The following is a 23,308-nucleotide window of genomic DNA, read 5'->3' on the forward strand; positions in this document are numbered from 1 at the left end:
AACCAGTACTCACTGCCAGCGTTGCCGTACTTAGTCCTGAAGGGTAATAACCACAGGTTTCTTGCTTAGCAAGCCCTCAGCAATCTCGCGCAAAGCCACGACGGTTGGCTTGTCGCCTTCTTCCGCGACCAGTGGTTGTGCCCCGTGGGAAATGTCGCGTGCGCGTTTCGCCGCTTTCAATACCAGTTCAAAATTATTTTCGACGTGCGCTAAGCAGTCTTCTACGGTGATACGTGCCATTTATTTATGCTCTGCAAAAGTAATCCATCAAGCCGACCTACATTAAGCCTGATTATAAACGAGGTCAACCTTAAAAATTGTCAGCCCAGCAAATCCCCTAAACGGATGCCGTCTTTCTCGCACTGCATGTAACTCATTTCTGCCAGAAACAGTTCAGCGGTAGCAATCGCATCCATCAATGCGCTGTGCGCCCCGTAGCGCGGCAGACTATAAGCATTGCGCAAATTGCCCAGTCGGAATTGGTTGGGAATAATGACTTGCTGGGTGCGTTCCCGCCAGCGCCGCTCGATGGCTAGCGTATCCAACATCAGTAACGGCAGTTTTTGCCCGTAAACCCGTTCCATCGCAGCGTGCAGGAAGGTGCTTTCGATGTGTGCGAAATGCACCACCACCACTTTGCCAGTCATGCGTTCCAGCAACTCATGCAGGGCATCGTGTAAGTGGATGCCTGCATTCATGCGGTCGTCGGTGATTTTGTGGATAACCACCGTTTCCGGCGGCAGTGGGATATTCAGCTTGATGATGCGGTGGATGCAGCCATCCATCTGCACCCGCCCGCCCCGGATTTCGGTGTAACCCATGCTCAAGATGGCATCTTTCGAGGCATCCAGCCCGGTCGTCTCGAAATCCAGCACCAAATAATCCAATTCCCACGCATTGCGCTTTTTGTCAGGGAATGGCGTTTCCAAGTAAGCGCGGGCGAGCGGGTGCTCCACCTTTTTCAATAGGCGCTGCTTCTGGGCTTCCGGGGAAAACCAGCGCCACCACATCAGCGGAACCTGTCGGCCTGATAACGGCTAGCCATGATGGTTTGGGTGGTGGCAATCACTTCAAAAGCGTCTTTCAGATGGCGGCGTTCCAAGGCTGACAATTCCTCTGGCGGTACGTAGTTGTTCGGGCTTTGGCCTTTTTCAATCTGCTTGGCCTGATGCTGCAAGCGTACCATGCTAATAAACTCAAAGGCATCACGCAAATCATTGACCGAAGCTTGTGACAACAATACCCCTTCATCGGCAATCGCATCAAGGCGTTCCCACGTATTAATGGGGCTAAGCCCGCCAGCCAGCGCAAATACCCGTGCAAGGTCAATGACTGGCACGACACCGCGCTTTTTCATGTCCATGCCTTTTTCATCGCTGCCGTCTTTTTCTTTGTCCAGCACAAAGCCCCGGAAGAAGCCCAACGGCGGACGGTGGCTCAGCGCGTTACTCGCCATGAACGCTTGGAACAAAGTACTGGCCTTGGTTTTCTTGAGGATTTCTTCCTGCAAATCGGTCAACAGGCTTTCATCCCCGTGCAGGCAGCGCAAATCGAAGAAGATACTGGCGTACATCAACGCTTTCGCTTCTGGCTTATTGATCCATGTCTCAAAGTAACCACGCCAGACCGCCAACGGCTGCCGCCACTGGTCGTTGGTTGCCATGACATCACCGGGGCAATACACATAGCCGCAAGCATTCAGGCCGTCACTGACGTAACGCGCAAGGTTACGGAAATACTCGCCGTGCTCAGCTTCATTGTAATCATCCGACAAAATCATGCCGTTATCTTGGTCAGAATGCGCCGTCTGTTCGCGCCGTGCCAATGACCCTGCGGCAACGAAAGCGTAAGGCACGGGCGGCGCACCGAATTTCTCTTCCGCCAACGCCAACATACGCCGCACAATCGCCTGCCCAATGGAAGTGATCGCCTGCCCAATGTCACTCGCGGGCAAACTGTTCTTGACCAGCCCCACCATCACCTTCGGCAACACTTTACTCAGTTCCGCCAAACGCTCAACGTGCGCAGCGGCAAAAATATCACCGACCAGATAGACCGCATTGTGGCTTTGGCTGCGCAGCAAATCGGAAGCGGAAATGACGCCCACCACGTCCTTACCATCCATAACTGGCACATGACGGATATTACGCCGCGCCATCAGCAACAAGGCTTCTGATGCTTGGTCACGCGAGGAAAGGGTCAGCGGATTGACAGTCATGATGTCCGCAATCGGCAAATGCACACCTAAACCTTCAGCCACCACCCGGCGGCGGAAATCCACATCCGTGACAATACCGCACAAGCTCGCATCGTCTTCTGTCACCATCGCGGTCTGGGCGTTGACTTCGCTCATCTGGCGGGCAACCTGCTGGATGCTCTCATTGCGCCCCACCAACATCGGCAGTTTCATCAAATCCCGCACGTGCAGGGTAATCATGGCGAAACCGTCATCCGCCCCCCGGATTTCTTGGATCGCACGGCGTAAACGCTCCGGCTTGCCGTCGGTGAAATACTTACGTACCCGCTCAAAACGTTCCAGCATTTCTAGGAACATCTGACCGGAAACCGCATACAGCAGGGTATCTTCAATGGCTTTAACATCCATGCTGACCTTACCATCGCGCATCACGGAACGGTAGCCAACCCATTCCCCCTCACTGAAACGCCCATAGAGTTCGCCGTTGGGCAGGAACACTTCCATCGCCCCACTGCGGATCAAAAAGCTGTGATGGTTAATCCCCCCGGCCTTCAACACATCCGTACCACGCCGGACATATTGGATTTCCAAGCCTTGTGCCACTTCATTCAAATAATCGGCGGGCAGCTCCGTCAGCGGCGGGCACTTTGCCAAATAATCACGGATTTCGAGCTGTTCAACTTCCATCGGTCGTCCATCCTAGCATGTAGATTGTGCGAGGCAGCATAGCATAGGAAAGCGGTAATTTTCGTGCCTTATAGCAAGGAAATGACGTGTTCTGGCGTGATCTTTTTCAAGCAATTCAAGTGCCCTAGCGGGCATTCACGCTTGAAGCAAGGGCTGCATTCCAGACCCATAGACAGGATTTGTGCGTGGTCACTTAGCGGAGGGGTATAGGTAGGATCGGAAGAACCATACAAAGCAATAACGGGCGCGTCCACCGCTCCCGCGACGTGCATCAGGCCAGAATCATTGCTCACCACTTGATCAGACAGTGATAGTAAGGCCAATACTTCCTGCAAGCTGGTTTTTCCGGCGAGATCAATGCACGCAGGGGAATGGGTAGTTGCGGCAATTTCAGCAGTCACAGGTGCATCTTTGCCTGAACCCAGCAAGACAACTTGCCCGCCTTGCGCAACCCAATGCTTGGCAACTTCCGCAAAATATTCGGCAGGCCAACGTTTTGCCCCGCCGTATTCAGCACCGGGACACAGGGCAAGCAAACGGGAGGTGGAAGCCAGAAACTTCTGCCGTACCTCATCACGCTGTACTTCTGTCACCACCAAATGCGGCTGCTGGATTTCCGGCGGTAACGCAGCATCTTGCGGCAAACCCAAGACAACGAAACGCTGCACCGTCATGGTCAGCACCGACTTATCCAACGGACGGATGTCGTTCAGCAGCCCATAACGCATTTCCCCCTTGAAACCTGTACGTACCTTGGCATTCGCCCAGAATGGCACGAGTGCAGACTTGAGGGAACGCGGCAGCACGATTGCCCAATCGTATGCATTGCTGCGCAAAGACTTGCCCAGCCGATAACGTTCGCCCAGTGCCAACATTCCGTGTGACAAGGGCATTTCAAGTGCAGCATGGACTTGTGGCATCGCAGCCAGTATCGGCTTGCTCCACGCAGGGGCAAGCACATCAATTTGCAGGTCGGGGAAACGCCCACGCAGCGCCATGAACAGGCTTTGCGCCATCACCATATCGCCAACCCACGAAGGGCCGACGATCAGGCAACGCTGCGGGGCAAATGGCATTGCGCTTAGTCGATCAAACGGTAGAGCGTACCGCAATAAGGGCAACGGGCAGTCTTGTCAGCACTACGCTCAATCGCCAATGAGACTCGCGGGTGCGAACACCACAACGCAGTTTCATCGGTTGGGCAATGCAAGGGCAAATCCTGCCGCTTGACCACCACTTCGCGGGTTTCCCCTAAACGTTTGTAATCGGCAATGCTCGGTGCGGACATACGGCCTCCAACACAATCAGTTATACAAGGGTCAACCAGTGACGGTATTTTTCAGAGCGCCCATGCACAATATCCAGATACAGTGTTTGCAATTGCTCAGTAATCGGGCCACGTGCCCCTGAACCAATCGAGCGACGATCCAGTTCACGGATCGGGGTAACTTCCGCTGCCGTACCAGTGAAGAAGGCTTCATCCGCGACATACACTTCATCACGGGTAATGCGTTTTTCACGGACTTCAAAGCCCAAATCACGTGCCAACGTCACCACGGTTTTACGGGTAATCCCATCCAGTGCGGAGGTCAGGTCAGGGGTATAAATGACGCCATCTCTGACGAGGAAGAAGTTTTCTGCACTACCTTCAGAAACAAAACCATCGACATCCAACACCAGTGCTTCGTCGTAGCCGTCGTCCAGTGCTTCACGCAGCGCCAGCATCGAATTCATGTAGTTACCGTTGGCTTTCGCCTTGCACATGGTAACGTTGACGTGATGACGGTTGAAAGAGGAAGTCTTGATGCGGATACCCTTTTCCATGTTTTCCGCACCGAGGTAAGCACCCCATGTCCATGCAGCAACCATCGCGTGGGTTTCCAGATTATCGGCACGCAAGCCCATACCTTCGGAACCGTAGAAACACATGGGGCGGATATAGGCGGAGTCGAGCTTGTTTTCACGTACCGCTGCCCGTTGCGCGTCGTTCAAGATTTCTTTGCTGAACGGCATCGGCATACGCATGATTTTGGCGGAATTGAACAGGCGGTCAGTATGATCCTGCAAGCGGAAAATGGCAGTGCCTTGTTCGGTCTTATACGCCCGCACACCTTCAAAAACGCCCATGCCATAGTGAAGGGTATGGGTTAGGACGTGGGTTTTGGCTTCGCGCCAAGGAACCATTGCGCCGTCCAGCCAGATCAGGCCATCGCGGTCGGACATCGACATTGCTTATCTCCACAACAAAATGAAACGTCAAAGGATACACGCAGTCTGAAATTGTTGCCAGACCGTGACAGCGGATCACGGACGAAAAAAAAGCCCCGCTGGTTCCAGCGAGGCAGGGAGAAATACCAAATGAAAAAACGCTTACACTTCGCCCGGCGTTAAACCTTGGAATACCGTGAACTCCTGCACAGGACGCGCCCAGCCATAGCCGCGCCCACCACCCGCAGGCACACGCGCATTACGCTGGTAGCCTGCTGCCGCGAGCCTCGGCATCGTCGGCGTGCGGTTATACTCTGCCATAATCTTGGCGACGTAGTTTTGGGTTTCGCGGTAAGGCGGCATCCCATTGTACTTGCGCACCGCACCAGGCCCGGCATTATAGGCCGCTAACGCCAATGCCTTATTGCCATTGAATTCGCGCAACATTTGCGCCAAATACTTGATGCCGCCTTCGATATTTTGCTGCGGATCCCATGCATTCCCCACGCCTAAGTGGTTTGCGGTATCCGGCATCAGTTGCATCAACCCCATCGCCCCCGCCTTCGAGCGGGCATTGGGGTTAAAGCAAGACTCCTGCTTCATCACCGCCCGCACCAAATTTACATCGACCCCGTACTGTTGGGCATAAGCACGCACGGAGGACAAATGCGAGATGAACTTGCGCTCCAGTTGATCGTGGCTTTGTCTGCCACAATGGTGCGGCGGGATGCCTCCAGAAAACGCAACGGGCACGTTAGTAGCGGCATAATTGCGGGGCATCGGCGGCGGCGTTACGGTTCGCGGACGTGCTTTTTGTGGCGCACCGTATTTCGCAACCAGCTTGTATTTTTTGCCTTGTTTAGGCGTATTGGTTAACCAGCGTGTCCCTTCTTTGTCAACGTAGGTGTAAATCGCGGCTTCCGCCGACTGGCTATGTGCCGTAACACCAACACCGCACAGGAAAGACAGCGCAAGAACACCATGGGCATGACGCGACTTGTCTGGGTTATTCATTGCTACCACTTATTGTTTTTATTTATTAATCAGTATTCACATCTACCGGGGAATTTTTATCTTTTGCTTAACACTCAATCTGTTGATTTGCTCTGTTATCACACTATATCCCTCCGTTTTAACCCGTGTCCAACACATCAGATAAGCGGCGAAGTTGCTTTTCGCCACTGGTGTCCTACACTCAAACAAGGCGGTTCTGATCTGTCTTAGTTTCGCGGGGATTCATAGGGATCGTGATACCGCAATCGGGCTTGCGCATTTTTATAGTGCGCGAGCCTTTTTATTGCGGGAAATAATATGGCGTTTTAGTGCAGCAAGCGGGGGTTTGCCAGACGGAAGGGAGGGATCCGGGCATCAAAGCGCTCACCATCATCTGCCAGCATTTGGTAAGTGCCTTGCATGACCCCTAATGGCGTGTCCAGAATCGTACCGCTGGTATAACGGAAGCCCTCACCCGCCTTCAGGTAAGGCTGCTCACCAATCACCCCTTCGCCGCGAACCTCTTGGGTGCGCCCATCCGAATCTGAAATCACCCAATGACGGGTCAGCAGCTTAGCAGCAACACTGCCTTGGTTAAGGATTGTAACTGTATAAGCAAAAACATAACGGCTTTGGTCAGGATCAGATTCTTTCTCGATATAGTGGCTTTCGACAGAAACCTGAATGTTGTAGCGTTCGCTATCCATTTCGACACCCTTTTACACACGTGGAAGGCTAAACATACAGCAGCCCTAACGGAAACCCTAATAAAACCCGACCAATGCGGGCTTTCGCTTATAACAGCACCAAATTATCACGGTGAATCAGTTCCGGCGCATCGACATAGCCCAAAACTTGTTCAATTGATTTACTCGGATGGCGCTTAATGCGGTCAGCCTCTTCGCTGGAATAATTCACCAGCCCCTTGGCGATCAGGCGACCATCTTCTGCCACGCAACTGACCACTTCGCCTCGGTCAAACACACCTTCGACCCGCACCACCCCGACAGGTAGCAGGCTTTTGCCGGTATTGAGGATCGCATCCGTCGCGCCCGCATCCAGCCACAATGAACCTTTCGCAGCCAATTGCCCCGCAATCCACTGTTTCCGTGCGGCAATCGGGGCAGCATCCGGTAACAATAAGGTTCCCAATTCTTCGCCAGCACGGAGACGTTCCAGCACTTGCGGCTCACGCCCGGACGCAATCACCGTCGCGCAACCAGAACGCGAAGCCCGTTGTGCCGCCAGAATTTTGGTGCGCATCCCGCCACTGCCAATCAACGTCCCCGCACCACCGGCAAATTCCAGATAATCCGGGTTATTGGCACGCCCTTCATGGATCAGTTGGGCATCGCTAAACTTGCGCGGGTCTTTGTCATACAAACCGGATTGGTCGGTAAGGATTACCAGCACATCGGCCTCGACCAGATTTCCCACCAACGCACCCAGCGTGTCGTTATCCCCCAGCCGGATTTCGTCGAAAGCCACTGTGTCATTTTCATTAATGACGGGGATCACTTTCAGGTCAATCAAGGTAGTAAGGGTGCTACGCGCATTGAGGTAACGGCGGCGGTTAGCAAGGTCATCGTGGGTCAACAAGACCTGTGCCGCGTGGAAACCGTGCTGCTGGAACACCACTTCGTAAGCATGGATCAAGCTCATTTGCCCAATCGCAGCCGCAGCCTGCTTTTCAAACAAAGCTTTGGGCTTGGTTTTCCACCCCATGCGGCTCATGCCTTCAGCAACCGCGCCGGAAGACACCAGCACAATTTCCACACCGGATTTGTGCAGACGCGCCATTTGCCCCGCCCAATCAGCCAGTGCAGCACGGTCAAGCCCTTCGCCATCACGGGTCAGCAGGGCACTGCCAATTTTGACGACCCAACGCTGGGTCTTGGGCATGAATTCAGTTCGCTTGAGCATTCTCGTCCAGATATTGCATGATTTGGAAACACAGGTCTTGCGTGCCTTCGCCAGTCGCAGCAGAAATCCTGAACACCCTGCCATCCCAGCCGAGCGCATCGACGATTTCCTGACAACGGCTTTCGCGCTCTTCCGCTGGCAATACGTCAATTTTGTTCAGTACCAACCAACGCGGGTAACTCGCCAGTTCCGTACTGTATTTTTCCAGTTCCGCCTCGATGGTACGCACGGCACGCACTGGCTCATTCTCTTCCGCCATTGGCGCAATGTCCACCATGTGCAGCAATAAACTGGTACGCGAAAGGTGTTTTAGGAACTGGATGCCCAAACCCAAGCCCTCTGCCGCACCTTCGATCAAGCCGGGAATATCCGCCATCACGAAACTTTGCAATGCACCAACACTCACCACGCCCAGATTCGGGTACAAAGTGGTGAAAGGATAATCAGCAACCTTGGGACGCGCCGCCGACACTGCACTAATCAAGGTGGATTTGCCCGCATTCGGCAAGCCCAGCAAACCGACATCCGCCAGCAGCTTCAATTCCATGCGCAATACACGCAACTCACCCGGCGTACCCGGTTTCGATTGGCGCGGCGCACGGTTTACCGAACTTTTGTAACGCAAGTTACCCAAGCCATGCCAGCCACCTTTCGCCACCAGCAAACGCTGCCCCGGCTCAGTCAGGTCGCCGATCAGCTCGCTGGTTTCTTCGTCGTAAGCAACCGTGCCGACAGGAACACTGATTTCCCGGTCATCACCACGCTTGCCGGTCATGTTAGCACCCGCACCATTTTCACCGCGCTGCGCCTCAAAATAACGCGCTTGACGGAAATCGACCAAGGTATTCAAGTTACGCTCGGCAACCAAATACACGTCGCCGCCATCACCGCCATCGCCGCCGTTGGGGCCACCGAATTCGATGTACTTTTCGCGGCGGAAGCTCACGCAACCGTTGCCACCATCACCCGCTTTGACACGGATGGTTACTTCATCAACAAATCTCATATTTCGTGCCTACATACGCAAAAAGCCCCGACCAAGCGGGGCTTTAAGCAAATCGTCTTGCGACAGATGCCTTAAGCTGAACAGCCTTCAACCGCTACTGGCTGAATGCTAACATACTTGCGGCTTTCTGGGCCTTTACGTTGGAAAACCACAATGCCCGTTGCTTTTGCAAACAGGGTATGGTCTTTACCAAGGCCAACGTTGTCACCAGCGTGGAAGCGAGTGCCGCGTTGACGTACCAAAATGTTGCCAGCCAGAACCAATTGACCACCGAAGCGTTTTACGCCAAGTCGCTTGGATTCTGAATCACGACCGTTGCGGGTACTACCGCCTGCCTTTTTGTGTGCCATTGCTGTATCCCCTTACGCTGCTGAAATACCAGTGATTTCGATCTGTGTCAGGTACTGGCGGTGACCAGTACATTTCTGATGGTGCTTACGGCGGCGGAATTTCATGATCCGCACTTTGACGCCGCGAGTCTGGGCCACAACGTTAGCAGTTACTTTCGCGCCTGCAACGTAAGGTGCGCCGATTTGCACGGAATCACCTTCCCCGACCATCAGGACATTTTCGAAATCAATATCTGCGCCTTCTTCTGCATCCAGTTTTTCAACGAAGATGCTGTCGCCTTGAGCGACGCGGTACTGTTTACCGCCCGTTACGATGACCGCATACATGATTAACGAATCTCCAAAAAATGTCCTGTTAAAGAGCCGCAGGATTGTAGCTGTAAAGCCACCGCAGGTCAAACAGCAAATAAATATTGGCGCGGATTGAGCGTATCGCTTGACATACGGGGGTGCTATTCCTAGCATTCGGGGCTTTACCGCAGCCTGCATTATCATGGATTTCAACTCAATACGCCTACTTGCCGATGCAGACATGCAAGCGGTCAATGCGCTGATTCAGCGTCGCTTGCATTCCGATGTCGTCCTCATCAACCAGCTCAGCCACTATATCATCGGTAGCGGCGGCAAACGCTTACGCCCTTTACTGGCCTTGCTGGTGGCGCGTGCGTGCGGCTATCAAGGCGAACGGCATGTGGATGTCGCTGCCATCGTGGAATTCATCCACACTGCCACCCTGCTGCACGACGACGTGGTGGATGAATCCGACATGCGCCGGGGCAAGGAAACTGCCAACAACGTGTGGGGCAACCAAGCGGCGGTACTGGTAGGCGATTTCCTCTATTCACGCTCGTTTGAAATGATGGTGGATGTCGGCAGTATGCGCATCATGGAAATACTTTCCACCACCACCAACACCATTGCGGAAGGTGAAGTCCTGCAATTGCTCAACTGCCACGACCCCGACACCACCGAACAGCGCTACATGGAAGTGATCCACTCCAAAACCGCGAAACTGTTTGAGGCTGCGTGCCAATTGGGCGCGGTACTGACGGGCTTAGATACCGACAAAGAACAGGCGATGGCAAACTTCGGAATGCACTTGGGCACGGCATTCCAGTTAGTCGATGACGTGTTGGATTACACCGCCGATGCCGCCGAAATGGGCAAAAACGTGGGTGATGATTTGGCAGAAGGCAAACCGACCCTGCCGCTGATTATCGCCATGCAGCGCAGCGATGCTGCCACTGCCGCACTGTTACGCCAATCCATCGAACAAGGTGGTTTGGAACACATCGACACCATCATGCAAGCGATCACCGCCACCAAAGCGATTGATTACACACTGGAATTGGCGAAAGCGGAAGCGGAGCGGGCAATTGCCAGCTTGCAATGCCTGCCGGATAGCGCGTACAGGCAAGCACTGGAATCACTGTCATGGTTTGCAATTAACCGCAGCCATTAAGCCAAATCCGCCGCAAGTGAGGCACGGGTAGCTTCTGCCACCTCCACCTCATACGCATAATGCGGATGCCCAATCCCCATCTGGATTGCCGCCCCCTCTTTTACCGCCGCCACCATTTCCGCCGTTAACTCAAAACGCAGAAAATGCACCGACGAGGTTTTTTCCTCGGTTTCACGCTCCAAATCTTCATTGGCAATCGGGTAAACTTTGGCGAAACCTTGCACCCGCACCCACGTTTGGCGCTCAATCCCAATCAGCTTGCCTAGCCAAACCTTGCGCTCTTCCACATCCGGGAACTCCACCATGAACGTGGCTTTCCAGTTGCCACCATCGGGGATCATCGGGTTGTAAGCATCCAGCTCATCCTGAATCCCCGCTGCCTCGAAAATTTTCTCGATGCGCAGCATTTCCTGAATCTGGTACTGCATGGTCAGGCGGTCTTCAAAATACAACGTCGCATTCGGGCCGATATGCACCTTGCGGTTTGCCTTATGCGCCATCAGTTTCTCGCGGAATGCCTTACGCTCGACTGCATATTGCTCCAAGCCCATCAAATCAGCGCGTGTCAGTTTATCCATTTCCCTTTCCTCACAATCCGTAAGCAATGCGCAACATCGTCAGCGGATGGGTTGGTGCTTGTGCATCATCCCCCAGCCCATTTTCAATCTGATGCCCCGCCATCGGGCAATCGCTGCCGTAATAATCCGGCTTAGCCTGCTTGACCTTGTTGAACACCGGGCGGCAAATTTTCATCGAAATCTCATGGAATTCGCTTTTCACCGCATACGTGCCGTCATGCCCAGAACAACGTTCCAGCAATTCCAGCTTGGTATCGGGGATCAATTCCAGCAGTTCGCGGGTCTTATAACCGATATTCTGTACGCGCAAATGGCAAGAGGTGTGGTAGCTGACTTTACCCAAAGGCTGCTTGAAATCGGTATTCAGCTTACCTTCCTTGTGGCGCAGCATCAGGTATTCAAACGGATCGAAAATCCGCGCTTTCACCGTTTGCACATCCGCATCATCGGGGAACATCAGCGGCAATTCCTGCTTGAACATCAGCACACAGGACGGCACGGGCGCAACAATATCCCAACCCTCGTTGATGAGTTTCATCATTGCAGGAATATTGACCTCCTTAGCTGCGGCAACAGATTCCAGATCGCCCAACTCCAGCTTAGGCATCCCACAGCATTGCTCCTTGTCCAACAAAGTGACCGGAATGCCGTTGTGCGTGAATACTTTGCCCAAGTCTTCCACGATATGTGGCTCGTTACGGTTGCCGTAACAGGTAGCAAAAATCGCCACCTTGCCACTGGTACGCCCCGCTGGCACTGCCGATTCCGCCACCAGCGTTGCGCTACGGGCAACACGCTTACGCCCGGTATCGCTGTAATACGACGGGATTTTCGCATCGGGGTGGACACCCAAGACTTTTTCCAAACCTTTGCGGAACAGCGCGTTCTGGTTCATGGCATTCACCACGCCGGAAACCACCGGAATCCCCGCCAATGTTCCCACCAAATCGGTGGCACTGAGGATTTTGTCGCGTAATTTGGTTTCGCCCTGTTTGAACTTCACCGCCTTGGCTCGCAGCATCAGGTGCGGGAAGTCGATATTCCACTCGTGCGGCGGAATGTACGGGCATTTGGTCATGTAACACAGGTCGCACAGATAGCAATGATCAACGACCTGCCAGTAATCTTTTTTGGCTACGCCATCTACTTCCATGCTCTCGGAATTATCGACGAGATCAAACAAAGTGGGGAAGGAATTGCACAAGCTGACGCAACGGCGGCAACCGTGGCAGAGATCAAAGACGCGCTCCATTTCGTGCAGGACGGCATCTTCGCTATAAAATTCGGGGTTTTTCCAATCGAGGGGGTGACGGGTGGGGGCTTTGAGACTGCCTTCGCGGGTTGGGGTTGCCATGTTGTTGTTCTCCGGTGGGGTGTAGGAGCGAATGATTATTCGCCCCTACCAAGACATTAAGCGTCCAGATTATCCAACGCTTTTTGGAAACGGTTGGCGTGTGAACGCTCAGCCTTTGCCAGTGTTTCAAACCAGTCAGCGATTTCGTCGAAACCTTCGTCACGCGCTTCTTTCGCCATGCCGGGGTACATATCGGTGTACTCGTGGGTTTCGCCCGCAATAGCCGCTTTCAGGTTCGCTGCTGTAGGGCCGATAGGTAAGCCAGTTGCCGGATCGCCAGACACTTCCAAATATTCCAAGTGACCGTGCGCGTGGCCTGTTTCACCTTCCGCCGTGGAACGGAAAACCGTGGCAACATCGTTGTAGCCTTCAACGTCGGCTTTGGCTGCGAAGTACAGGTAACGGCGGTTAGCTTGGGATTCACCCGCAAATGCGGCTTTCAGGTTATCTTCTGTTCTACTTCCCTTCAGTTCCATGATGGACTCCTAGATTTGGTTGGTTGATTAAACTATTCGGTGCATTGTACTCTAAAGCAAAAGCACAACCCGATTCCAATCGTATATTTTGAATGTTTCAATCTATTTAAACAAACATAGAAAATTTCAGGAGAGAAAATGAAAGCTGCCGCAGCCCTTTACACGCTAGCTTCTGCCGCAGTGCTGACCCTGATGGTCATGCGCCCGCCCGTTGAAGTATCCATGCCCACAGCAGCCAAAGCCCCTCCTGCCGCAGTCTTCGCACCACCGCCTGCAAATACGGCAACACCAACTGCGACACCAACGCCCCCTTCCCCAGCAAAACCCGCACCGGATGACAATGCCAAACCCGATTACGAACGCGAACAACGCATGGCGGATGAAATCAAAGGCTCCATCGCAGGCGGAGAAATCACCACCCTAAACGATGGCAACCACGATTTCATGGGCATATTCACCCCTGCCGAACAACCGCGCGGCGCAGTTATCGTCTTGCACGGGTGCGGCAACCATCCTGACTGGGCGGATGTTACCCACCCCTTACGGGTAGGTTTGGCGGAAAAAGGCTGGGCAACCCTTTCCCTGCAAATGCCAGCACTCGACAATAACGCCAAATATTTCGACTACGTGCCCTTGTTCGCCAATGCAGACAAACGCATCGACGCTGGCATCGCGTTCCTGAAACAAAAAGGGATTGCACCGATTGTGCTGGCAGCGCACAGTTGTGGCGCACACATGGCAATGGACTGGATAGATAATAAGGGTGATGGGGAAATTGTCGCCTATATCGGCCTTGGCATGGGAGATACGGACACCGATCAAGACCTGATCAAGCCATTCCCCTTAGACAAAATGAAAGTGCCGGTCTTGGATGTCTACGGTGAAAAAGAATACACGCAAGTCATCAATACCGCGCCAGAACGGCTGGCAATGATACAAAAAGCAGCCAACCCCCAATCCAAACAAATGGTATTGCCGGAAGCAAACCACAATTTCACGGACAAAGGTTCAGAACTGACCGCCGTTGTCGTCAACTGGCTGAATAGTCTACCACTCTAAACAGACCAAACCAGAAAAGCAAAAGGCCGCATGATGCGGCCTTTTTTATCGCTTAATCAAGAAAGCGAAGGTCTGCAAGCTCCGGGAACGCGCCCAAAGCCAATCAGCTTCCGCGCCCAATAGCCATCCAGCGCTTCCGTGGTAATCGCCCTGCCCGTGCGTGGTGCATGGACAAACTTACCATTACCAAGGTAAATACCTACATGGCTGACACGGCTACCGTGCGTATGGAAGAAAACCAGATCACCTTTAGTCGCTTGATCTTGGGAGATTTTCATCGCGGCATTATACTGGGCTGCGGCAGTCCGAGGCAGGGAAACACCCGCACCCTGACCAAAAGCAAACTGGGTCAAGCCGCTGCAATCGAAGCCTGTTTGAGGGGTTTCGCCGCCATAGCGGTACATTTTGCCTTGTTGCTTTTGCGCATTCCAGACAACCCGATCCACAGTCGTCACATCCCCACTCAAGGATGTCGGCGCTCTGGAGAACACGGTTGGCGCATTTTTAGCATGAGCCAAACGGACAACATAGCCATCACTATCTAGGGCATCTGCTGATTTGGTGTTTTCTGAACAGCCCGCCAAAACGGCAACGGCTAGTCCAACAGTACACAGAATAAATGGTTTCACACTAACACTACTCATCTTGAATCTGACCTTTCCGAGGTACAAAACCTGAGGACGTCCATTTCAGGAATATCACGTCTTCCCGACGTGGAGCTACCTTAACAGACAATTTGAGCGGAATACAATGCAATTGGACAACATTTCATTATGTTCTTATATTAAATCTTTCAATTGTTTTAAATAAGCAACTCTGTTGTAAATACGCCACTTTATTTAAATAACCAACTAAAATCATATACTAAGCAAAGAAGAATCAGAATATAAGAATAAACTAATATTCTGATTCTTTAACACCAATACGGTCAAAGGCTGCCTGTATTACGCCCGTAATAAATCTCTTGCATCTCTTTGCGTAACTGCACTTCAATCTGCTTCAGGTCACGCTCGAAATAATCGTTTTTCCCCAGACCAAACAGGTAGTTATCCAGATCAAAATCTTTCAGCATCATCTTCGTATGGAAAATATTCTCTTGGTAAACATTCACGTCCATCATCGAATAAGCACGCTTTGTTTCCGGCGAGAGGAAGTTCTGAATAGAGTTGATCTTGTGGTCGATGAAGTGCTTCTTGCCCTTCACATCACGGGTAAAGCCGCGCACGCGGTAGTCCATGATGACAATATCGGACTCCAAACTATGTATTAAATAATTCAATGCTTTCAGCGGCGAGATGCGTCCACAGGTCGACACGTCGATGTCAGCACGGAATGTACTGATGCCATTGTCCGGGTGGCTTTCCGGGTAGGTGTGTACCGTCAGGTGACTTTTGTCCAAATGTGCGACCACATCTTCGGGGTAAGGGCCGGGTTTCGCCGAGTTGGACAACTTGTCCTCGGCAATCACTGGCTCTTCTGAGACCAAAATGGTTACGCTCGCACCTTGCGGATCGTAGTCCTGCCTAGCCACATTTAAGATGTTTGCCCCGATGATGTCCGCCACGTCCGTCAGTATTTTGGTCAGACGGTCAGCATTGTATTCCTCGTCGATGTACGCCAAGTACTCTTCGCGGTGCGCCGGACTTCGTGCATAGCAAATGTCATAAATGTTGAAACTCAGGGTTTTTGTGAGGTTATTGAAACCGTGCAGGCGGATCTGCTTTTGATGACGCTCAACCAACTCTCGTGGTCCTCTCAAATTCGGTAAGGGAAAGATCGCACCTATCAGGCACAAACCCCACTGACTGCCGGGCAATCAGCATGGATGCGAACTATGCAAAACAACGCCCTTAGGTGCAAGTGAAATAATAATTCAAATTACCCCAACACACGGTCGCCCTGTTGACAACAGCCACAAAACAGATGATATATTGCCCCTCGCACAGCAAATAGCGCCCCATCATGCTCGACATTCTCTACCGCGACGACCACCTCGTCGCCATCAACAAACCTTCCGGCCTACTGGTACACCGCAGCCTGATTGACCGGCACGAAACCCGTTTCGCCATCCAGCTAACCCGCGACCAGATCGGGCAAAAAGTCTACCCGGTACATCGGCTCGACAAACCCACCTCCGGCGTCTTGCTATTCGCGCTCGACAGCGACACGGCGCGGCGGCTGACGGAACAGTTTACCGCCGGACTTATCCAGAAAACGTACCTCGCCATCGTGCGTGGTTACACCGATGACGCAGGCGTGATTGACCACCCACTGAAAGAGGAGTTGGATAAAATCGCCGATGCCGCAGCAGACCAAAACAAACCTGCGCAAGCCGCCGTCACCCATTACCGGCGATTGATGCAATTTGAACTGCCGTACTGTGTTGACCACCATCCAAGCAGCCGTTACTCGCTGGTGGAACTATGCCCCAAAACCGGGCGCAAGCACCAACTTCGCCGCCACATGAAACACATTTCCCACCACATGATTGGCGACACCACCCACGGCAATGGCAAGCATAACCAATTCTTCCGCGAGCAATTTTCGGTGCAACGCCTACTGCTGCACGCTGCCAGCTTGCATTGCACACACCCACACAGCGGGGAAACGCTAACACTTTCTGGTGATTTACCCGAAGATTTCGCACAGGTGGTACGCTTATTGCTTCCTTTCCAACGGTAATCAATAAACATAGTCCCACAGGCGAGGCGATTCATGGAAAGGAATTCACAATTAACGTTAGCCCAAATGCTGGCACGGCTGGCACAGATTCTGGGCTGGAAACAATCTGGCACGTTTTTCATTGCTACCGATGCCAATACATCGTGCCGGTTTTCACTGGAAAGCGGCAAAATCACCCATTGCACCCACGGGCGTGACCACGGCGTAGCAGCCATCCACAGCCTGCTCAATATCGGTGGTGGCTCCTGCTCTTTTTCGGAAAGCCAGTTTGTGCCGTTCCGTGCCGAAGCAGCAATCCCCCACCAATCCGCGTTGGACATCCTCGGCATCTGCCCCGTCTTGCCGTTTGAACGCCCCATAGAAAAAGCGCCGTTACCCGCAGCCATCCCCGCTACCGCACCAACGCGGGTCAATAACCGTTTTTACCGGGGCGGTTACAGCGCCTAACCACGCCGCACCGCGTACCCCGCTGGCATCACCGTACAGCGGCGGCAACAGGCGGGTCGCGACGTGATCAGAAAACACATAACGCCCCCAGCGTTGCGGCACGTTTTCATACAAACGTAGGATGTTGGACATGCCACCACCCAGCACGATCACGTCTGGGTCGAGGATATTGATGATGTGCGCAAGGCTTTTCGCCATCCGTTCTTCGTAAGCCTGCATGAGTTGTTCAGCCTGCGTGTCGCCCTGCGCGGCAAGTTGCACGATGGCAGCAGCGGAAAATGCCGCGCCCGTTACCAAGCGGTATTCTGCTTCAAAGCCGGGGCCGGAAAGCCAAGTTTCGATGCAGCCGTTTTTGCCGCAATAACAAGGTTTTCCGGGTAATTCTGACGTTTGAGGCCACGGCAAAGGGTTGTGCCCCCATTCGCCGCCGATGGCATTTGCACCCGTCAAAACATTGCCATGCACGATGATACCCGCCCCCGTACCCGTGCCGACGATGACGCCGAAGACCACAGAAGCCCCTGCTGCCGCGCCATCAGTGGCTTCCGACAAGGCGAAACAATTGGCATCGTTTTCCAGTCGGATCGGGCGCTGCAACAAGCTCTCCAAATCCGTGCGCACTGGTTTGCCGTTCAACACCACCGAATTTGAGTTTTTCATCAAGCCGGTGGCGGGGGAAATCGCACCGGGCGTACCGATACCCAACGTACAGGCTTGCCCTGCCACCTGTTCCGCTTCCTCCACCAATTGCCGGATAGTCCGCAAAGTCGCGTCGTATTGCCCTTGCGGTGTGGGCAAACGCTTGCGGAAACAGTCATGACCTTGCCCATCCAACAACAAGGCTTCGATTTTTGTACCGCCGAGGTCGATTCCAATATGCACACACACCACCTTATTGTGTTGATTGTGTTAGCAAATAGCACAAAACTTGAAATAAGTCATGACTCTCAACCGGGGAATAGTGGTAAATTACGCCCGTTTTCCCCTGTTTACATAAAACTGGTAGCCGTTGCCATGCATTTTGATGACATCCTAACCCGATCCCCGTTGATGGAAGCCGTGTTGCGTTCCGCGCACCTGATTGCGCAGACTGATGCCAGCGTGTTGATTACGGGCGAATCCGGCACGGGCAAGGAATTGGTGGCTCATGCCATGCACGCGACCAGCCCACGCAGCAAGCGCCCCTTCATTGCGGTCAATTGCGCGGCTTTACCTGAAACTTTGGCGGAATCCCTGCTGTTTGGGCATCGCAAAGGTGCATTTACGGGCGCAGACAACAGCCAATCCGGCCTGATCGGTGCTGCCGAGGGCGGCACACTGTTTCTGGATGAAATCGGCGAACTGCCGTTGAACTTGCAAGCCAAACTGCTGCGTTTCCTCGAATCCGGCGAAGTCTTGCCACTGGGCGAATCCCAACCCAAACGCATGGATGTGCGTGTGTTTGCCGCCACCCACCGCGATTTGTATGCGATGGCAGGGCAAGGAACATTCCGCAAAGATTTATTTTACCGCCTCAACATCATCCCGGTCGAACTCCCGCCCTTGCGTGACCGCCGCGAAGACGTTGACTTGCTTTTGAAACATTTCCTGCAACAATTTGCCAGCCAGCACAAGCAACCTGCCGCCACCTTGAGCCGGGAGGCTTCCGCACACCTGTTGCGTTACGGCTGGACAGGCAATGTGCGTGAACTGCGCAACCTGTGCGAACGCCTGAGCATCTTGCTCGCAGGGCGCGAAATCGGTTTCCACAACTTGCCAGCGGACATCCGCTCACCTGCCAAACGGGTCGTTTCCACCAACCCCTTCAACCTGCCGGAAGATGGCGTCAATCTGGACGAATTGGAACGCGACCTGCTCAACCAAGCGCTGGAACGCACCCAAAACAACAAAACCCACGCCGCCAAACTGTTGGGGATTAGCCGCGACGCGCTGAACTATCGGCTGAAAAAACAAGCGATGGCGTAACAGCGAGCGCAGCCTTTTCAGGGCAGCGCCTGTTTTGCGCCTCATGTCGGGAATGCATACCCACCTCCAAAGCCTGTCAACCAAACTGGTTGCATACGGGTTTCATTACTGGAGGTATGGAACATGTGGCAAGATAAAATCTCAGCGTTGAAATATTCCCTGTTGGGCGGCGCAATGTTGGTGCTCGCAGGATGCAGTGTCAATCCACGCAACATGGCGGGTGCAACACCCGCACAAACCACGCAACCGGATAAAAACCGGCAAGCGCAAGCACACAAATCCGCGAAACCGCACAAAACGCTACTGGTACGCTCGGGTAAAGCAAGCAATAACACCTTGGAAAAAGTGACGTGGTGCGCCCGCAAGCAGCAAGGCAAACTGTATTGTTGGGGTGGCAGCAGCCCGACAACGGGTTTTGATTGCAGCGGCCTGACCCAATACGCCTTCCAGCAAGGGGCGGGCGTCAGTCTCCCTCGCACCGCCGCTGCACAATACAGCGCCGCCACGAAAGTATCCGAGACGGAAGCGCGGAAAGGTGATCTGGTGTTTTTCAAAACACGCGGCAAACGGGTCAGCCATGTCGGCATTTACCTCGGTGACAACCGCTTCATCCACGCACCGCGCACAGGCAAAAGCATTACTACCAGCAAATTAAGTGGCTATTGGAAACGCCGTTTGGTCGGCTTCGGGCGCATCCAAGGTGCTTGCCGCCCTATGTATTCCTGAAAAACCCCTCCTAACCTCCCCTTATCAAGGGAGGAACAAGAGGAGGAGTTTCTTCTATGCCATCAGTGATGCATTCCGCCCATTGCAGGCGGGGTGACTTCCTTGATGGGGGCATTCACTACCGTAGTGCTACCGTCTTCAAAGGACAGGGTGATTTGCGCATTTTCGCCTGCTTTCAGGTCTTGTTTCAGGCCGATCAGCATGATGTGCAAGCCACCCGGTGCTAATTCGGTGCGCCCTTTCGCTGGCACATCAATTTGTGGGATTTGGCGCATTTCCATCACACCATTGTTGTTGGTGTGGGTGTGCAATTCCACCGTCGCGGCAACTGGGCTGGCAGCCGATTTCACGCTGTGATCAACATCCCCCGTATTCACGAAGGTCATGAATGCGCCGCTGTTAGGCTGACCCGGCGGCACTGCGCGGGCATACGGGTTTTCAACTTTGACACTATCAGCCGCTTTCGCAGCAACGGCAGCAGCTTTTGGCGCTGCGGCTTTCCCGGCGTCATTTTCAGCATTGCAAGCGGCAGTCAGGGAAATCAATACGCCCAAAACGGCGGCACGGAACAAAGGCTTCATCAGTATTTTCTCCTGTCGATGGTTACGTATAGCCATCGTAGCAAACTTTGCAAATGCTGAAACTGTGTGATTTCACACACGTTATCCCATCAACTGGGTGTAACACGCAACGGCGGTAAATTCTTCGGTATTTTTCGGCGGCTGTTGCGAATCCGGCTGATGGATTGCCAGCAAATAACGCACCCCATGTGCTTGCGCCGAACGTAGTACGTGCAAATTATCGTCAATGAACAGTGAATGTGCCGGGTCGAAGGCTTCCACTTCATGCAGTTTCTGCCAGAAATTAGCATCCTCTTTCGGCAAACCCAGCGAGTGCGAGGTAATGATGTGGTCGAAGTAACGCTCCAGCGCCACATAGCCGAATTTCAGGCCGACGCTTTTCTGGTGGGCATTGGTCAGTAACACCACCCGCTTGCCGCGCTGGTGCAGGGATTCGAGGAAACTTTCCACATGCGCACGGATGGCGATGCGGTCGGCGATTTCGTGCTTGAGCGCCACTAAATCCGTGCCCAAGTGTTGCTGCCAGTAATCCAAGCAGTACCATTCCAGCGTGCCTTCCATTTCAGTGTAACGTTGGTGCAGCCATGCACTGACTTCCGCCGGGGTTGTGCCACGCTGTTGTGCCAAACGTACTGGCAAATGTTCCAGCCAGAAATGGTTGTCGAAATGCAAATCCAGCAGGGTTCCGTCCATGTCCAAAAACACGGTTTGAATATCGTCCCAGTCCAGTTTGATCGGTGGCAGGAATTCATTTTTTGTATCATTCATCGTGCTAGAATCTTCGCATGTCAAAATTGCCAACCATACACGAAACGCGCCCCGTTGCCAGCAGCCGCCTGTTCCATGTGGAAGAGGTGCACTTGGAATTCAGCAACGGTGAACGGCGCATTTACGAACGCCTTGCCAACCGGGGTCACGGCGCGGTGCTTATCGTGCCGCTGCTGGATGACGACACGTTATTGCTGATCCGCGAGTATTCTGCCGGAACCGAACGTTACGAACTTGCTTTCCCCAAAGGCCACGTCGAACGCGGCGAAAACATACTCGACGCTGCCAACCGCGAAATTCAGGAAGAGGTCGGCTACGCGGCGCACGAATTGCACCTGTTACGCAGCGTCAGCGTTTCCCCCAGCTACATGGCGCACCACACCAACCTCGTGCTCGCCCGCAACTTATACCCACACCGCTGCGAGGGCGACGAACCCGAACCGTTGGAAGTCGTACCGTGGAAGCTCGACAATTTTGACGAATTATTATTACAACCCGATTTCACCGAAGGCCGCAGCCTGCTAGCGCTGTATTTGGCACGAGATTGGCTAAAACAACACGGCTAGGAAACCACGCAATGAATTTACCCGCCCTCATGCACGCCGCCGTCCAGATTGCCCAGCAAGCGGGGATTAAAATCATGACCGTTTACAATTCGGCGGATTTTGGCATTGAGCACAAAGCCGACGCTTCCCCGCTGACTGCGGCTGATATGGCGGCGCACCACCACATTGTTGATGCCCTGACCGCGTTGACACCGCAATACCCCGTGCTTTCTGAAGAATCGGCGAAACTGCCCTTCAGCGAACGCAGCCAATGGCAAACCTACTGGCTGGTCGACCCGCTGGATGGAACCCGTGAATTCATCAAGCGTAATGGCGAATTCAGCACCCTGATTGCGCTGATCCACAACCATGAGCCGATCATTGGCGTTGTCCACGCTCCCGCACTAGACGAAACCTGGTTTGCTAGCCTCGGCAATGGCGCTTTCAAACAAGCCAAAGGTGAAACCTTCCCGATCGCCACCCGCGCCACCGCCAGCCCGCTGAAAGTAATGGGCAGCAAATCGCACCGTGACCCGATCATGCCGCAGTTTCTGGAACGTATCGGCGCACACGATTACGGGGTGATGGGCAGTATTTTGAAAGCCTGCCTAGTGGCGGAAGGTTCGGCGGACATTTACCCACGCTTGGGGCTAACCTCCGAGTGGGACACCGCAGCGGCGCAGATCATCGTGGAAGAAGCAGGCGGGTATTTCACCCGCACTGACATGCAACCAATGCGTTACAACACCAAGGATTCGTTGCTGAACCCTTACTTCTTCGTGTTTGGGCGCGATTACCACGATTGGTCACAGTATTTAGGCGAAAGTTAGTGCAAGCCCTGCAACAGCCCCACTTCCAAATCAATCCCCAGCTCGCTGTCGGGGTTGATGGAAATGCTGTAGCCCACACCCACTTTTTCGATGACCCACTTAAATTCTGCCAGTAAGCCACCGCCGTAACCGGGGAAATCACGCACGAAGTTTTTCGCCCGTTCGGGACTGGTGAACAGGATCAGCACTTTCTGCCCAGATTCATCGTCCAGTGTCAGCGGCACGGCTTGGTCGCCGGTGGTGGGTTGTAGCCCGCCGATTTGGTGCTTTTCGTAAATCGGCATGAAAACCGACACTTCCATCAACTGCTGGATGAAAGCTTCGCTGTCCAATTCGCCGGACTGGGCTTTCAACAGCAGTTCTTCTGCCGCATTCATCGTTTGTGGGTTCATTTCCATAATCCTTAAAGTCATTGATGGGTGAGAGGGTAATGAATACCGGAATCAGGCACAATGACCCCTGTGGACTATA

29 protein-coding genes are annotated in these 23,308 nt (G+C 53.4%); 8 read left to right on the forward strand and 21 right to left on the reverse strand.

The annotated features are described in order from the left end of the window. Nucleotides 1-30 precede the first annotated feature (30 nt). From rpoZ to rplU, 12 genes are all read right to left on the reverse strand, one after another. Nucleotides 31-240, reverse strand: a complete 210-nt coding sequence (gene rpoZ, locus PHE17_RS00200) for a DNA-directed RNA polymerase subunit omega (protein WP_301013759.1) — start codon at nt 238-240, stop codon at nt 31-33. Between the two features lie 80 nt (nt 241-320). Continuing rightward, nucleotides 321-1,010 carry an exonuclease domain-containing protein gene (locus tag PHE17_RS00205; protein ID WP_301013760.1) on the reverse strand — a complete coding sequence of 230 codons (690 nt, stop codon included), beginning with the start codon at nt 1,008-1,010 and terminating at the stop codon, nt 321-323. Then, nucleotides 1,010-2,884, reverse strand: a complete 1,875-nt coding sequence (locus tag PHE17_RS00210) for a DUF294 nucleotidyltransferase-like domain-containing protein (RefSeq protein WP_301013761.1) — start codon at nt 2,882-2,884, stop codon at nt 1,010-1,012. Before PHE17_RS00210 ends, PHE17_RS00205 begins: the two co-directional genes overlap by 1 nt. Nucleotides 2,885-2,952: 68 nt before the next feature. Next, on the reverse strand, nt 2,953-3,960 hold the full coding sequence (waaF, locus tag PHE17_RS00215; RefSeq protein WP_301013762.1) for a lipopolysaccharide heptosyltransferase II: 1,008 nt from the start codon (nt 3,958-3,960) through the stop codon (nt 2,953-2,955). Nucleotides 3,961-3,965: 5 nt separating this feature from the next. Beyond that, nucleotides 3,966-4,172, reverse strand: a complete 207-nt coding sequence (locus tag PHE17_RS00220) for a zinc-finger domain-containing protein (RefSeq protein WP_301013764.1) — start codon at nt 4,170-4,172, stop codon at nt 3,966-3,968. A 20-nt stretch (nt 4,173-4,192) separates the two neighbouring features. Beyond that, nucleotides 4,193-5,113: a branched-chain amino acid transaminase gene (locus PHE17_RS00225; RefSeq protein WP_301013765.1), complete on the reverse strand. Its 921-nt coding sequence runs from the start codon at nt 5,111-5,113 to the stop codon at nt 4,193-4,195. Between the two features lie 141 nt (nt 5,114-5,254). Then, nucleotides 5,255-6,106 carry a lytic transglycosylase domain-containing protein gene (locus tag PHE17_RS00230; protein WP_301013766.1) on the reverse strand — a complete coding sequence of 284 codons (852 nt, stop codon included), beginning with the start codon at nt 6,104-6,106 and terminating at the stop codon, nt 5,255-5,257. Nucleotides 6,107-6,411: 305 nt separating this feature from the next. Then, nucleotides 6,412-6,792, reverse strand: a complete 381-nt coding sequence (gene apaG / locus PHE17_RS00235) for a Co2+/Mg2+ efflux protein ApaG (protein ID WP_301013767.1) — start codon at nt 6,790-6,792, stop codon at nt 6,412-6,414. An 88-nt stretch (nt 6,793-6,880) separates the two neighbouring features. Beyond that, nucleotides 6,881-8,008: a glutamate 5-kinase gene (gene proB / locus PHE17_RS00240; RefSeq protein WP_301013768.1), complete on the reverse strand. Its 1,128-nt coding sequence runs from the start codon at nt 8,006-8,008 to the stop codon at nt 6,881-6,883. Next, complete coding sequence (gene cgtA / locus PHE17_RS00245; RefSeq protein WP_301013769.1) at nt 7,992-9,014, reverse strand: Obg family GTPase CgtA; 1,023 nt, start codon at nt 9,012-9,014, stop codon at nt 7,992-7,994. The genes proB and cgtA overlap by 17 nt, the downstream gene beginning before the upstream one ends. 71 nt (nt 9,015-9,085) lie before the next feature. Further along, the gene (rpmA, locus tag PHE17_RS00250; protein ID WP_301013770.1) at nt 9,086-9,364 is read right to left on the reverse strand and encodes a 50S ribosomal protein L27; all 279 of its coding nucleotides are present in this window, start codon (nt 9,362-9,364) and stop codon (nt 9,086-9,088) included. A 12-nt stretch (nt 9,365-9,376) separates the two neighbouring features. Beyond that, entirely contained in the window at nt 9,377-9,691 is a 315-nt protein-coding gene (gene rplU, locus PHE17_RS00255) for a 50S ribosomal protein L21 (protein ID WP_301013771.1), read from the reverse strand. 166 nt (nt 9,692-9,857) lie between these two features. On the opposite strand from rplU, the gene ispB reads away from it, so the two are divergent. After that, the gene (gene ispB, locus PHE17_RS00260) at nt 9,858-10,826 is read left to right on the forward strand and encodes an octaprenyl diphosphate synthase (protein WP_301013772.1); all 969 of its coding nucleotides are present in this window, start codon (nt 9,858-9,860) and stop codon (nt 10,824-10,826) included. On the opposite strand, the gene PHE17_RS00265 is transcribed toward ispB, so the two are convergent. The 3 genes from PHE17_RS00265 to PHE17_RS00275 are packed head-to-tail and all read right to left on the reverse strand — an operon-like array spanning nt 10,823 to nt 13,234. After that, nucleotides 10,823-11,404 (reverse strand): DUF3501 family protein, encoded by a 582-nt coding sequence (locus PHE17_RS00265; RefSeq protein ID WP_301013773.1) that lies wholly within the window; start codon nt 11,402-11,404, stop codon nt 10,823-10,825. The two genes, ispB and PHE17_RS00265, sit on opposite strands and share 4 nt — an antisense overlap. A gap of 10 nt (nt 11,405-11,414) precedes the next feature. Beyond that, on the reverse strand, nt 11,415-12,758 hold the full coding sequence (locus PHE17_RS00270) for a heterodisulfide reductase-related iron-sulfur binding cluster (protein ID WP_301013774.1): 1,344 nt from the start codon (nt 12,756-12,758) through the stop codon (nt 11,415-11,417). Nucleotides 12,759-12,814: 56 nt separating this feature from the next. After that, on the reverse strand, nt 12,815-13,234 hold the full coding sequence (locus PHE17_RS00275; protein WP_301013775.1) for a rubrerythrin family protein: 420 nt from the start codon (nt 13,232-13,234) through the stop codon (nt 12,815-12,817). Between the two features lie 138 nt (nt 13,235-13,372). On the opposite strand from PHE17_RS00275, the gene PHE17_RS00280 reads away from it, so the two are divergent. Continuing rightward, complete coding sequence (locus PHE17_RS00280) at nt 13,373-14,293, forward strand: DUF3530 family protein (protein WP_301013776.1); 921 nt, start codon at nt 13,373-13,375, stop codon at nt 14,291-14,293. Nucleotides 14,294-14,349: 56 nt separating this feature from the next. Here PHE17_RS00280 and PHE17_RS00285 read toward each other — a convergent pair whose 3' ends face one another. Continuing rightward, on the reverse strand, nt 14,350-14,922 hold the full coding sequence (locus PHE17_RS00285) for a C40 family peptidase (RefSeq protein ID WP_301013777.1): 573 nt from the start codon (nt 14,920-14,922) through the stop codon (nt 14,350-14,352). 299 nt (nt 14,923-15,221) lie between these two features. Next, nucleotides 15,222-16,034 (reverse strand): adenosylmethionine decarboxylase, encoded by an 813-nt coding sequence (speD, locus tag PHE17_RS00290; RefSeq protein ID WP_301013778.1) that lies wholly within the window; start codon nt 16,032-16,034, stop codon nt 15,222-15,224. A 221-nt stretch (nt 16,035-16,255) separates the two neighbouring features. Here speD and truC point away from each other — a divergent pair, with 221 nt between their 5' ends. Further along, entirely contained in the window at nt 16,256-16,975 is a 720-nt protein-coding gene (truC, locus tag PHE17_RS00295; RefSeq protein WP_301013779.1) for a tRNA pseudouridine(65) synthase TruC, read from the forward strand. Nucleotides 16,976-17,008: 33 nt separating this feature from the next. Then, nucleotides 17,009-17,422 carry a hypothetical protein gene (locus tag PHE17_RS00300; protein ID WP_301013780.1) on the forward strand — a complete coding sequence of 138 codons (414 nt, stop codon included), beginning with the start codon at nt 17,009-17,011 and terminating at the stop codon, nt 17,420-17,422. Here PHE17_RS00300 and PHE17_RS00305 read toward each other — a convergent pair. Beyond that, on the reverse strand, nt 17,348-18,304 hold the full coding sequence (locus PHE17_RS00305) for an ROK family protein (RefSeq protein ID WP_301013781.1): 957 nt from the start codon (nt 18,302-18,304) through the stop codon (nt 17,348-17,350). The two genes, PHE17_RS00300 and PHE17_RS00305, sit on opposite strands and share 75 nt — an antisense overlap. 132 nt (nt 18,305-18,436) lie before the next feature. On the opposite strand from PHE17_RS00305, the gene PHE17_RS00310 reads away from it, so the two are divergent. Then, the gene (locus tag PHE17_RS00310; RefSeq protein ID WP_301013782.1) at nt 18,437-19,387 is read left to right on the forward strand and encodes a sigma 54-interacting transcriptional regulator; all 951 of its coding nucleotides are present in this window, start codon (nt 18,437-18,439) and stop codon (nt 19,385-19,387) included. A gap of 123 nt (nt 19,388-19,510) precedes the next feature. After that, nucleotides 19,511-20,113: a C40 family peptidase gene (locus PHE17_RS00315; RefSeq protein ID WP_301013783.1), complete on the forward strand. Its 603-nt coding sequence runs from the start codon at nt 19,511-19,513 to the stop codon at nt 20,111-20,113. 62 nt (nt 20,114-20,175) lie between these two features. On the opposite strand, the gene PHE17_RS00320 is transcribed toward PHE17_RS00315, so the two are convergent. Together PHE17_RS00320 and yrfG are read right to left on the reverse strand one after the other, a co-directional pair. Beyond that, complete coding sequence (locus PHE17_RS00320; RefSeq protein WP_301013784.1) at nt 20,176-20,694, reverse strand: copper chaperone PCu(A)C; 519 nt, start codon at nt 20,692-20,694, stop codon at nt 20,176-20,178. An 81-nt stretch (nt 20,695-20,775) separates the two neighbouring features. Beyond that, on the reverse strand, nt 20,776-21,462 hold the full coding sequence (gene yrfG, locus PHE17_RS00325) for a GMP/IMP nucleotidase (RefSeq protein WP_301013785.1): 687 nt from the start codon (nt 21,460-21,462) through the stop codon (nt 20,776-20,778). Nucleotides 21,463-21,479: 17 nt separating this feature from the next. Between yrfG and nudE the strand changes: the two genes are divergently transcribed. Then, nucleotides 21,480-22,028, forward strand: coding sequence for an ADP compounds hydrolase NudE (gene nudE, locus PHE17_RS00330; protein ID WP_301013786.1), 549 nt, complete (start codon nt 21,480-21,482; stop codon nt 22,026-22,028). 11 nt (nt 22,029-22,039) lie between these two features. Then, complete coding sequence (cysQ, locus tag PHE17_RS00335) at nt 22,040-22,837, forward strand: 3'(2'),5'-bisphosphate nucleotidase CysQ (RefSeq protein ID WP_301013787.1); 798 nt, start codon at nt 22,040-22,042, stop codon at nt 22,835-22,837. Here the strand turns inward: cysQ and PHE17_RS00340 are convergent. After that, nucleotides 22,834-23,229: an SseB family protein gene (locus PHE17_RS00340; protein ID WP_301013788.1), complete on the reverse strand. Its 396-nt coding sequence runs from the start codon at nt 23,227-23,229 to the stop codon at nt 22,834-22,836. The genes cysQ and PHE17_RS00340 overlap by 4 nt on opposite strands. Nucleotides 23,230-23,308 lie beyond the last annotated feature (79 nt).

The sequence above is a fragment of the Thiothrix sp. genome (assembly GCF_028714775.1).
Taxonomy (GTDB): Bacteria; Pseudomonadota; Gammaproteobacteria; order Thiotrichales; family Thiotrichaceae; genus Thiothrix.